At 72.9% G+C, this 11,413-nt stretch carries 11 protein-coding genes; 2 read left to right on the top strand and 9 right to left on the bottom strand.

Annotation, left to right across the window (positions count from 1 at the left end; genetic code table 11):
- Positions 1 to 29: 29 nt before the first annotated feature.
- Genes IE140_RS01060 through IE140_RS01050 form a run of 3 tightly spaced genes read right to left on the bottom strand, consistent with a single transcriptional unit; the run spans position 30 to position 2,056 of the window.
- Positions 30 to 305 carry a DUF8847 domain-containing protein gene (locus IE140_RS01060; RefSeq protein ID WP_010060248.1) on the bottom strand — a complete coding sequence of 92 codons (276 nt, stop codon included), beginning with the start codon at positions 303 to 305 and terminating at the stop codon, positions 30 to 32.
- Between the two features lie 4 nt (positions 306 to 309).
- Entirely contained in the window at positions 310 to 1,086 is a 777-nt protein-coding gene (locus tag IE140_RS01055) for a TetR/AcrR family transcriptional regulator (protein WP_006127549.1), read from the bottom strand.
- 34 nt (positions 1,087 to 1,120) lie between these two features.
- Positions 1,121 to 2,056, bottom strand: coding sequence for an AurF N-oxygenase family protein (locus IE140_RS01050; RefSeq protein ID WP_032763123.1), 936 nt, complete (start codon positions 2,054 to 2,056; stop codon positions 1,121 to 1,123).
- 237 nt (positions 2,057 to 2,293) lie between these two features.
- On the opposite strand from IE140_RS01050, the gene IE140_RS01045 reads away from it, so the two are divergent.
- Both IE140_RS01045 and IE140_RS01040 read left to right on the top strand, forming a co-directional pair.
- Entirely contained in the window at positions 2,294 to 3,406 is a 1,113-nt protein-coding gene (locus IE140_RS01045) for a ferritin-like domain-containing protein (protein WP_150196990.1), read from the top strand.
- Between the two features lie 133 nt (positions 3,407 to 3,539).
- The gene (locus IE140_RS01040) at positions 3,540 to 4,388 is read left to right on the top strand and encodes a hypothetical protein (RefSeq protein ID WP_093445169.1); all 849 of its coding nucleotides are present in this window, start codon (positions 3,540 to 3,542) and stop codon (positions 4,386 to 4,388) included.
- Positions 4,389 to 4,396: 8 nt separating this feature from the next.
- Here the strand turns inward: IE140_RS01040 and IE140_RS01035 are convergent, their stop codons facing one another.
- The 6 genes from IE140_RS01035 to IE140_RS01010 all read right to left on the bottom strand — a co-directional run bounded on the left by IE140_RS01035 (position 4,397) and on the right by IE140_RS01010 (position 11,348).
- Positions 4,397 to 5,518, bottom strand: coding sequence for an amidase family protein (locus tag IE140_RS01035; protein ID WP_150196991.1), 1,122 nt, complete (start codon positions 5,516 to 5,518; stop codon positions 4,397 to 4,399).
- Positions 5,519 to 5,555: 37 nt separating this feature from the next.
- Positions 5,556 to 7,013, bottom strand: coding sequence for a peptidoglycan D,D-transpeptidase FtsI family protein (locus tag IE140_RS01030; RefSeq protein WP_150196992.1), 1,458 nt, complete (start codon positions 7,011 to 7,013; stop codon positions 5,556 to 5,558).
- The gene (locus IE140_RS01025; protein WP_093445166.1) at positions 7,010 to 8,392 is read right to left on the bottom strand and encodes an FtsW/RodA/SpoVE family cell cycle protein; all 1,383 of its coding nucleotides are present in this window, start codon (positions 8,390 to 8,392) and stop codon (positions 7,010 to 7,012) included. The genes IE140_RS01030 and IE140_RS01025 overlap by 4 nt, the downstream gene beginning before the upstream one ends.
- 193 nt (positions 8,393 to 8,585) lie before the next feature.
- Positions 8,586 to 9,086 carry an SH3 domain-containing protein gene (locus IE140_RS01020; RefSeq protein WP_093445165.1) on the bottom strand — a complete coding sequence of 167 codons (501 nt, stop codon included), beginning with the start codon at positions 9,084 to 9,086 and terminating at the stop codon, positions 8,586 to 8,588.
- A gap of 94 nt (positions 9,087 to 9,180) precedes the next feature.
- Entirely contained in the window at positions 9,181 to 10,563 is a 1,383-nt protein-coding gene (locus IE140_RS01015) for an ATP-binding protein (RefSeq protein ID WP_150196993.1), read from the bottom strand.
- Positions 10,560 to 11,348 (bottom strand): hypothetical protein, encoded by a 789-nt coding sequence (locus tag IE140_RS01010; protein ID WP_150196994.1) that lies wholly within the window; start codon positions 11,346 to 11,348, stop codon positions 10,560 to 10,562. Before IE140_RS01010 ends, IE140_RS01015 begins: the two co-directional genes overlap by 4 nt.
- Positions 11,349 to 11,413: the final 65 nt, after the last annotated feature.

Here is an 11,413-nt window from a genome sequence, read left to right as displayed (position 1 = left end):
TGCCGTACGCGGGGACCGCCCGCCGTCGTTCAGTCGCGGCGCGGCGGCTTGGACCAGGGCCACTTGAGCGTGCGGTGCTCACGGCCGCCGGGGGCGTACTCGTACACCCAGCCGCGCTGGAGCCCGAGCCGCTTGGTGTAGCCGGCCGGGACCCGCTGGTAGGCGTACACCGTGGCGGGGCCGCCGTCGGGGGAGGGCACCGGGACCTCGTACCACTTCGGCGGGTGGCCGGTCGGGCCCAGCAGGATCGGCAGGACCCGGCCGTCCAGGGGGCCGCCGCGGAAAGGGGTGTTCTCGCTCTTCACCCGGTCAGTCTGACGCAGGGGGCGCGGGCAGCAGGTGCGCCGCCTCCGCGACGACCGGAATCACCCGTTCCGCGAGCTGTCCGGCCGGGCCCTCGGAGGTCTCCAGGGCCAGCAGGTCGTTCACCACCGCCGCGGTCTCCGGGTCGGTCGCGGCGGTCGCGGCGAGCAGGGCGATCAGATGGTCGACCAGCCAGCCGCGCAGCTCGGCCGCGGCCGGCTGCTTCCCGTCGTCCAGCCACATCAGCGACGCCGCCTCGACGGCCGCGATCCAGCTGCGCACCATCATCCGCAGCCTCGGCCCGGCGGGCTGCTCCCCGGCCCCGCCCATGCGCCCGAGGTGCCGCAGGATCTCGTCGGCGGCCGCCCGGCGCACCCCGTCCACGATCGTCGTCGTCCGGGAGGTCTCCACGACGCTGCCGCCGCGCAGCAGGGCGCTGAACCCGGTGTCGTGCTCGTCGACGAAACGCAGATAGCGGTCCAGGACCCGGGCGACCCGCTCGGTCGGCGGGCCCACCGGCGGTTCGGTGAAGCACAGCGTCAGCTCGTCGGCCGCCGAGCCGAGCGCGGCCTCGTACAACTGCTGCCGCCCGCCCGGGAAGTAGCGGTAGACGAGCGGCCGGGACACCCCGGCCGCCACCGCCACCTCGTCGAGCGACACCTCGTCGGGCGCCCGGTGGGCGAAGAGACCGAGCGCGGCGAGCAGCAGCTGGGCGCGGCGCTCCTCGACGCTGAGCCTCCGGTACGTCGCCCGGGGCGGCGGGACTGCGGCGGTGGACGTCATGCCCCCGAGCCTAGACCGTGCCGGCTGATACACCTCAGGCCAGCAGACCGGAGCTTCGCCACAGCCGGCGGCCGACGCCGTTCAGCAGCCCGATGTCGTCGAAGAAGTCGGTGAGCCGTTTCGCGCCGGACTGCATGACCTCGGCGCGGTGGCCGCTCGCCTTCACCTGGGCCACGGCCTCCCGGCGGTCCAGGCCGACGTTCTCGTACACCTGCGGGTTCACGAAGCAGACGGAGAACACCCGGGCCGCCTCGCCGCAGCTGACCTTGGTCAGCTCCCGCTCCCAGCGCGGGGCGGTCACCATCTGGCGGCGCAGCTCCTCCCGGGCGTACCGGACGTGCCGGGCCTCCTCGATGACATGGATCCGGGTCACTCCGCGCACCAGGGTCTGCACCCGCTCGTCCGGGAAGGTCAGGCGCTGCATCCAGTCGAGGATCTCCTCGCCGAGCAGGGTCGCGGCGAACGAACCGGGGGTGGTGGAGACGGTCTTCAGGACCCGCGCGAGGTTGTGGTAGACGCGCGGCACCGGGTACGTCGGGGCGCCGCCCCAGTCGATCATGCGGCCGAACATCATCGAGTGCCGGCACTCGTCGGCTATCTCGGTGAGCGCGTAGCGGACGTGGTTGCTGGTGACGGGCTTGTCGTAGATGTGCCGGACCAGCAGCTGCATCAGGATGATCTCGAACCAGATGCCGAGCGAGGCCAGCGCCGCCGCCTCGTGCCGGGAGAGGTCGAGCCGCTGCTCCTCGGACATCCGGTCCCACATCGGGGTCCCGTACAGCGAGAGCAGCTCCGGCGGCCAGAACCACTTGCCGTCCTCGACGGCGGCGTCCCAGTCGAGTTCGGTGTCGGGGTCGAAGGAGTGCTTGGCCGAGGATTCGAGCAGCCGCAGGGCGATCTGCTCGCGGTCGCGGAGCGGCCCGAGCGCGTCGCGGAGCACGGTCGCATCGCGAGCGGTGACGGTCGTCATGGCGGGAGCACCTCACACAGGGGTTGCCGGGAGCGGCTGTTACTGGCGGTCACCCTTTATGAGACTGACTGTCAGTAAGGGTGTCAATCCCCTGGGCGCGACTCCGTCCGACTTGTTGACCCGATGTCTACCAACGTGTGAACCTGCCGGGGAGGCGGCTGACGCACGCGCTCAACTGCCTTCGACGTCACGGAACTTGTCGATCACGTCCCGCTGTCCGAGGCGAAGGAGCCGTCCGTGTCCACCCATGAGCTCTACACCACCCCGCCCGCCGAACCGATCTGGCAGGTCCCCGCCACCGGGGCCGCCCGGTTCAGCTGGGACTACGACGACGGCCGCGAACGCCTCCTCGCCCTCTACCAGAAGGGCAAGGACAAGCAGTGGGACGGCAACAAGCGCATCGACTGGTCCCTGGAGGTCGACCCCACCGACCCGCTCGGCACCCCCGACGAGGCGCTCACCCTGTACGGCACACCGCACTGGGCGAAGATGACGGAGAAGGACCGGGGCGAGCTGCGCAAGCACTACACGTCCTGGCAGTTCAGCCAGTTCCTCCACGGCGAGCAGGGCGCGATGGTCTGCGCGGCGCGCATCGTGGAGTCCGTCCCCGACCTGGACGCCAAGTTCTACTCCGCCACCCAGACCATGGACGAGGCCCGGCACGCCGAGATCTACGGCCGGTTCCTGCACGAGAAGATCGGCATGCTCTACCCGGTCAACGACAACCTCCAGGGACTGCTGGGCGACACCCTGCGCGACTCCCGCTGGGACATGCCCTACCTCGGCATGCAGGTCCTCATCGAGGGCCTGGCGCTGGCCGCCTTCGGGATGATCCGCGACACCACGACCAAGCCGCTGCCCAAGCAGATCCTCGCGTACGTCATGCAGGACGAGGCCCGGCACGTCGCCTTCGGGCGGATGGCGCTGCGCGACTACTACAAGCAGCTGAGCGACGCCGAACTGCGCGAGCGCGAGGAGTTCGTCATCGAGGGCTGCTACCTGATGCGCGACCGGCTCAGCGGGGTCGAGGTCCTGGAGAACTTCGGCATCGGCAAGCAGGAGGCGAAGGACCTCTCGGAACACTCGGAGTACCTCCAGCTCTTCCGGAAGCTGCTCTTCAGCCGCATCGTCCCGTGCGTCAAGGACATCGGCCTGTGGGGCCCGCGCCTCCAGAAGGCGTACGTCGACATGGGCGTCCTCGAACTCGGCGACTCCGACCTCGACCTGCTGATGTCCCAGGACGAGGAGATAGCCGAGCAACTGGACCGCGACCGCTTCGCCGCGGAGGAGGAGGCCCGGGTGGCGGAGGTCGCGGAGGCGATCGAGGAGGGAAGCGAGGCGGCCGCCTGAGGCGCGGAAGACGGCGAGGCGCCCGCCTGAGACGCTTTGCTCTCGGCGTTTTCAACGCTCTCAACGCTTTCGACCTGGTACCGATCTCGGCCGCGTCGAAATCCTGTTCGCGTACCTGCCGTACCGTGAGCGCATGACCACCCCGCCCCACCCGCCGCAGGGCCCGTACGGGCCGCCGCACCCGCAGAACCCGTACGGCGGCCCGCCGCCGGCCGCGCCGGGCGCCGTGCCGCACCAGCAGCCCTACGGCTACCCGCAGCAGCCGCCGCCCCCGCCCCAGCAGGGCGGCTGGGGGCAGCCCGGCCCGCCCGGCGCGGGTGGCGGCTGGCCGCCCCAGGGCCCGCAGGCCCCGCGCCGGAAGCGGACCGGGCTGATCGTCGGAATCGCGGTCGGCGCGGTCGTGGCGGCGGGCGGGATCGTCTTCGGGGTCACCCAGCTCGCCGACAAGGGCGCCGACCTGGTGTACCCGAAGGCGGAGTACGAACTCGTCGTGCAGCAGAAGCTCCTGGACGACGAGTTCAGCCTGGAGCAGGACCTCTCGGAGACCGAGGGCGATGAGATCGAGAAGACCCCCGACGCGAGCATCCGGGACGCCGAGGCGGTCGTCGCGCACTACACCTCGGCCAAGGGCGGCGCGTTGGTGCTCTCCGGGATGTACGGGCGGCTGGCCAGCCCCGACTTCATGCGCGGCAAGATCATGGAGGGGGCGGCGGAGGCCGACGGCGCGACCCTCGTCGTGCCCCCGAAGAAGTTCCGGCCCGAGGGGTACTCGATCACGATCGAGTGCCAGGTCGTGCGGTCGAAGGAGTCCGGCGGCATCGTCAGCATCCCCATGTGCGCCTGGGGTGACGACAACACCGCCGCGATGGTCGGGGTGATCCGCCCGGAGACCCTGCTCAAGGATCCCAAGTCCATCGACCTGGCCGCGGTCGCGGCGGAGACGGCCAAGGTCCGCGAGGAGGCCCGCCGGCCGCTCGGCTGACCCGCCGCTCAGTCCCGCCCGGCCGGGGGAGGCGTCCGCGCCGGGGGCAGGGCGTCCTCCACCGCGCGGGCCGCGGCGAGCAGCACCGGGTCCGCCCTGCGCGGCGCCACCATCTGGAGCCCCACCGGGCAGCCGTCCCCGGTGAACCCGGCGGGCAGGCTCGCCGCCGGATGCCCGCTCAGGTTGAACGCCCAGGTGAGCGCCGTGGAGTAGCGGGTGCCCGGGCCCTCGTGGCCGTGCGGCCGGTTCGGGGTGGCCGGGGTCATCAGCAGGGCCCCGCCGGAGAACAGCGTCTCCAGCCGCTCGTCGTTCGTACGCCGCACCCGCACCGCCGCCGGGTCGTCCGGCGCTCCGCCCCGTACCGCCGCCCAGGCGCCCGCCGGGTCGAGCAGCCCGGCATCGCGGTCCACCAGGCGTACGGTCCCCGCCGCGACGAGCCGGTCCACGGCCGCCCGGACGACGGCCGCCACCTCCGGGTCCACCGCCGCGAACCCGAGGTCCTCGCTGTACACGACGGGCAGCGGGAGAGGCGGCGGAAGCCGGTCCGAGGCGGCCTCCGGCGTGCCGCCACCGCCCAGCACCCGGCGCAGAAACGGCTCCGCTGCCGCCGCCGACCGGGCGAGCACCCCGGCCGAGGCCAGGCCCGTCCGGTCGGGGGAGGGGAGCAGCCCGTTCGTCGTCTTCAGCCCGAACACCCCGCACCAGGCGGCCGGGATGCGGACCGAGCCGGCCCCGTCGCTGCCCGTCGCCGCCTCCACCATGCCGGCCGCCACCGCGACCGCCGACCCGGCCGAGGACCCGCCCGGCGTACGGTCCGCCCGCCACGGGTTGACCGTACGGCCGTGCGCACCCTGCCCCCAGGTCTGCCAGGCGGTGCCGGGGCCGGGTACCGAGGTCGCGCCCACCGGGACCCCGCCCGCCGCGATCAGCCGGCGGGCCGCGTGCGACCGGATGCCGGAGGGACCCTTCACCGCGAACGGCAGCCCGCCCAGGGGGAGTCGCCGGGCCACGGCCTCCCGCTCCCGGGCGAGCGCTTCGTCCGGCCAGACCTCGATGAACGCGTGCAGCGCCGGGTCCAGGCGCTCGATCCGCTCCAGCGCCCGTGCCACGGCGGAGTTCGCAGGTGTCATACGGGCAGTCTGCCCGCACCGCCCGACGTCGGGCGGGTCACTCCTCCAGCGCCGCCTCCATCACGGCCCGGGCGATCGGGGCCGCGCTGCCGCCGCCGCTGATGTCGGCCCGGTCGGCGGCGGCGTCCTCCACCACCACCGCCACCGCTACGGCGGGGCGGCCCGAGTCGGGGGCCTGGGCCCAGGAGATGAACCAGGCGTACGGCAGACCGGAGTTGTCGACGCCGTGCTGGGCGGTGCCGGTCTTGCCGCCGACCCGGACCCCGTCGATCGCCGCGTTCGACCCGGTGCCGTTCTCCACCACCTCGACCATCATCCGCTGGAGCTGCACCGCGGTCGCCGGGTTCATCGGCCGCTCGTACGACTCCGACCGCTCCTGCCGGACCGTGTCCCCGGTGTTCGTGGTCACCCGGTCCACCAGATGCGGGCGCCGCAGATCCCCGCCGCCCGCGACCGCCGAGGCGACCATCGCCATCTGGAGCGGGGTCGCCGTGGTGTTGAACTGCCCGATCGAGGACAGGGCCAGCTGGTCCTCGCTCATGTCCGTGTCGAAGTTGCTCCTTGCCACCCCCGACGGAATGCGCAGCCCGGTGTCGTTGAAGCCGAACTTCTCCGCCGTCTCCACCATCCCGCCGAGGCCGACCTCCACCCCCAGATGGGCCATCACCGTGTTGCAGGAGACCCGGATCGCCTCCGCCAGTGACGCGTTCTCGCAGCCCCTCGCCTCGTTCGGCAGAGTTGTCCGCGTCCCCGGCAGGACGTACGGCGACGGGGTGTCCGTGGCCGCGTCGGGGTCCGTCACCGCCCGGGAGTCCAGCGCCGCCGCGGCCGTCACGATCTTGAAGGTGGAGCCCGGCGGATAGGTCTGCCGGATGGCCCGGTTGAGCATCGGCATGCTCGTGGAGGCGTTCAGCCGGGACCACGCGTCGGTCACCGCAGCCCCGGTCCCGGACAGCCGCTCGGGGTCGTACGACGGGGTCGAGACCAGCGCCAGAATCGCGCCCGTCGACGGATCCAGGGCCGCCACCGCGCCCCGCCGCCCGCGCAGCCCCTCGTACGCCGCCTGCTGCATCGACGCCTTGATGGTCGTGACGACATCGCCGCCCGGCTGCCGCCCTCGCGTGAACTCGTTCCAGAAGGGCAGCGGCGCCAGCAGCGAGTCCGTACCGGAGAGCACGGCGTCCTCGGCGTTCTCGATCAGCGTGGTGCCGTACGTCTGCGAGGCGTATCCGGTCACCGGCGCGTACAGCGGGCCGTGCAGATAGGTGCGCTCGAAGCTGAGCTGTTCGCCCGTCTCCTTGTTGCCGGTCACGGGCCGGTCGCCGACCAGGATGTTCCCGCGCGGCTGGTCGTAACGGACGATCGCGTCGCGGCGGTTGGCCGGGTTGTCGTCCAGCTCGTCGGCCTCGAAGAGCTGGACGCGGGCCGCGTTGACGAGCAGCGCCACGAGCAGCAGCAGACAGAAGGCGGCGGCCCGCCTGATGTAGCGGATCACCGGTTCTCCTCCTCCACGGCCGCCGCGACGACTCCGGTCTCCACCTGCTCGGGGTGGGGCCGGCGCGCGACGTCGCTGAGCCGGATCAGCAGCGCCACGATGATCCAGTTGGTGACGACCGAAGAGCCGCCCTGCGCGAGGAACGGCATCGCCATCCCGGTCAGCGGGATCAGCCCCATCACCCCGCCCGCGATCACGAACACCTGGAGCGCCAGGATCGAGGCGAGACCGATGGCGAGCAGCCGCCCGAACGGGTCGCGCAGGGCGAGCCCGGCCCGGTAGCCGCGCGCCACGAGCAGCGCGTAGAGCAGGAAGATCGCCGTCAGCCCGCTCAGCCCCAACTCCTCACCGGCCGTCGCCAGGATGAAGTCGGACTTGGCGGCGAAGCCGATCAGGATGGAGTTCCCGGCGCCGAGCCCCGTCCCGAGCATCCCGCCCGCCGCGAACGCGAACAGCGACTGGGCGAGCTGGCCCGGTCCCCGCCCCGCGTCGATCGAGGCGAACGGGTCGAGCCAGTCCTCCACCCGGCTGTGGACATGCGGTTCGAACGTCCCGACGACGAACGCCCCGACGGCCGCCAGCAGCAGGCCCACCGCGATCCAGCCGGTCCGGCCCGTCGCCACGTACAGCATGATGACGAACAGCCCGAAGAAGAGCAGCGAGGTTCCGAGGTCGCGCTCCAGCACCAGCACGCCGACGCTCAGCAGCCAGATCGCCACGATCGGCCCGAGCACCCGGCCCGCGGGCAGTTGCAGCTTCCACACCCTGCGGCCGGTGTACGCGAGCGCGTTGCGGTTGGCGGCCAGATAGGCGGCGAAGAACACCGCGAGCAGGATCTTCGCGAACTCCCCGGGCTGGAAGGAGAGTCCGCCGATCCGGATCCAGATCTTCGCCCCGTTCACCGCCGGGAAGAAGATCGGCACGATCAGGAGCACCAGCGCCGTGGCCACCGAGAGATACGCGTACCGCTGGAGCACCCGGTGGTCGCGCAGCAGCACCACCACGGCGGTGAACAGCGCGACGCCGAGCGTGGACCAGACGAGCTGGGTGGGCGCGGCCTGGTCCCTCGGCGTCTCCAGATCGAGCCGGTAGATCAGCACCAGGCCGAGGCCGTTGAGCAGGACGGCGATCGGCAGCAGCAGCGGATCGGCGTACGGGGCCCGGAAGCGGACCGCGACATGGGCGAGCAGCGCCAGCGCCCCGAGCCCGGCGCCGTACCCGGCGACGTCCGGCGGCACGGCGCCGTCGTGGGTCAGCCCGACCGCCGCGTAGCCGAAGACGGCGATCAGGACGCCCCCGACGAGGAGGGTGAGCTCCACCCCGCGCCGCTTGGGCAGGCGGAGCTCGGGCGGGGGAGCGTCCGCCGTCGTTGCGGTCATGCTCCGCAACGTAGCAAGAGGAGGGCGTTATTTCCCTTATGTCACACCTTGCTGGGTCACGCCTTCGTCGATTGCGGAGCCCCCTTCGCACCTGCGCCCGCCCGTGGAGCGCGCGGCGACAGGGGCCGGGCTCCACGGGCGGGCGCGGGTGCGGATGTGCGGGTGACGCGAGGTCAGCGCTCCTGACGCGAGGTCAGCACCACTTCGGCGCGGCGCCGATGTTCTCGATGTAGCGGGCCGAACCCCAGGCCCAGGTGCCGTCGGTCAGCAGGTACCAGCGGTTGTTGCCGTCGACGTTGTCGCCCTTCGTCTTGCAGAAGATGTTGACGTACGAGCCGTACTTGACCGAGCCGACGATACGGCTGCTGCGCGTCGGCTTGTCACGGAGCAGCAGGTACGGCTTGGCGATGACCCGTCCCTTGTACATCCGCTTCGGCGCCTGGGGCCGCGCCTGGCCCTGCTGCTGCGCCTCTTGGCGGGCCTCCTTCTGCTGCGCCTCGTGCTCGCGCTGGAGCGCCGAGGCGGACAGCTCGTCGGACGTCGGGTCCGGAGCGCTTGCCTCCGCACGCTGGCCGACGGGCTGGGGGTCGGCCGCCATGGCGGCGGGAGCGGCGGCCGTGAGCGCCGCGAGCGTGCCGGTGGCGACGCAGAGACCGAGCCGGCGGAGCCGCGAGGGGCGGGACAGGGGGGACATGCTGCCTCCATGCGATGGGGAAAGCGGAACGTGGGGGACACGAGCTGGGCTCGTGATCGTCACGCTAAAATCGCCACTCACGGTCTGCAACGCGTCACGATGCGTGAGGGGCGTTCCCTGTTGAGCCGTCCGGGTCGTCCGAGCCCCGCCGACCCCTGTCCCCACCGGGATTCTCGTCGGAATCACCGTCGTCGAGCCGCACGTACTCCGGCAGGGTCAACCGGGCGAGCGCCCCGCCGTCCGGCGCGTCGCCGAAGTCCAGCCGGGCGCCGATGACCTGGGCCTGGCCGAGCGCGATGGTCAGCCCGAGACCGTGCCCCTTGCCCGCGCCGTCCGTACGGAACCGCTGCGGTCCGCCGTCCAGCAGATACGCCGGGAACCCCGGCCCGTGGTCCGTCACGGTGACCACCGCGCCGTCCACGTCCAGCACCACCGGAGGCGCCCCGTGCCGGTGGGCGTTGGCCACGAGGTTGCCGAGCACCCGCTCCAGCCGCCGCCGGTCGGTCTCCACCCGGGCCGCGCCGCTCACCCGTACCTCGGTGTCGGTGCCCGACGCCCGGACGACCCGCTCCGCGATCGGCGCGAGATCGTGCACGGCGAGGTCGACCTGCTCGGTACGGGCGTCGAGGCGCGAGATCTCCAGCAGGTCCTCGGTCAGCGCCCGCATGGCCTGCACCCGGTCGCGCACGAGCTCCGCCGGGCGGCCCGGTGGCAGCAGTTCGGCGGCGGCCGACAGACCGGTCAGCGGGGTGCGCAGCTCGTGCGCGACATCGGCGGTGAACCGCTGCTCGGTCTGGAGCTTGCGCTGAAGGGTCGAGGCCATCGTGTCGAGAGCGCCCGCCACGATCGCCACCTCGTCCTGGGCGCGGACCGGGCGCGCGGTCCGCGGGTCGTTCACCCGGGCGTCGAGATCGCCCGCGCTGATCCGGCGGGCCACCCGGGCGCTCTGGTGGAGCCGGCGGGTCACCCGGCCGACGGCGAACAGTCCGACGAGCAGGGTGGCGGCGATGGCCAGCAGCGAGGAGCCGATGATCGCGCGGTCGAGGCCGCCGATGGTCCGGGCGCTGTGGCTGTAGTCCGTCCAGGTGGCGAGCGCCCGCCCGTCCGCCGGGCCCGCCGCCCACATGGCCGGGCCGCCCCGGCCGTCCGGGTCGCCCGGCCGGTGCGGCCCGTCGGCGACGACCGTGCCCCGCTCGCCGCCGGCGGCGAGGGCGCGCAGCGATGCGGGCAGGCCGGGCGGGTCGATGCCGGACCCCCGGGGCAGCGGCTCCCCGGCCTCGTACGCGTCGGTGACCACCTCCAGCCGGGCCAGCGCCTTCTCGCGGGCGTGCTCGACGGTCTGCCGGGTGACCGCGGTGTGCACGAGGACGCCGAGGAGGGCGGCCAGGGTGCAGCACATGGCGGTCAGGAAGACCGCGGACTTCCAGGTGAGGCTCGCGGTCCAGGAGGGCGAGCGGAAGCGGCGCCGCCGTCTCATCGCGTCCCCGCGGCGGAGTCGGAGGGCGTCGATGTTCCCGGGCTTGCGGTGGTGCCGGCGGACGGGGTCGGGGCCGATGTGCCCGTCGGCGTGCGCCCCGGCCTCGGGGCCTTCCGGTGCTCGGGCGTCCGCAGGATCTCGTCCCGGGTGGGCAGCATCGCGCGCTGCCGGTCGTCCCAGGACCACGCGGTGCGGTACTCGTACCCCGGGATCACCGAGGGAGCCCGCATGATCAGGTCCCGGCCCGCCAGCTCCACGCTGATCACGGCGTCGTAGGTGGACATGATCCGGGTCAGCCCGCCCCCGTCCGGCATGTAGACGCGGACGGCGAGCTGCTGGTCGGGCATCCGGATGCCGAGCACCAGTTCGTCCCGGCCGTCGCCGGTCAGATCGCGGTAGTACGGGGGGAGGACCGGGCAGTCGTCCGGGGCGGTCCGGCACGCCTCGATCTGCCGCACTGTGGAGTCCGGCAGTTCGTCCAGGCCGCTGTCGCGGTCCGTCTTCGCCTTCAGCCCGGCCTGTGCCACGGTCACCGGGTCCAGCCGCCGCACATCACCGCCGGTGACCCGGATCCCCGGGATCCGAGCGGTCTCGCCCTCCCCGTAGTCGTACGGGGCGGAGGAGGCGGGCGGCAGCTCGGGCCACAGGCCCTTGGGCTCGACGGCCGACGGCGCGTCCCCCGCGCTCTTCAGCCCGCCCGCCGTGCCGCAGCCGGACAGCAGGGTGAGCGCGGCGACGGCGGACGCGGCGGTGCGGGTCGCCGCCGGGGCGCGGTGCGGACGCAACTCTCGCCTCCTCCTCGACGACAGAGGCTTCACACCCTAATGGGGTGGCCGCGCGCAATGCCCGG

The sequence above is a fragment of the Streptomyces parvus genome, assembly GCF_014648875.1.
Classification (GTDB): domain Bacteria; phylum Actinomycetota; class Actinomycetes; order Streptomycetales; family Streptomycetaceae; genus Streptomyces; species Streptomyces parvus.
Note: the sequence above shows the minus strand (reverse complement) of the source record. Positions and strands in the feature narration are given on the sequence as shown.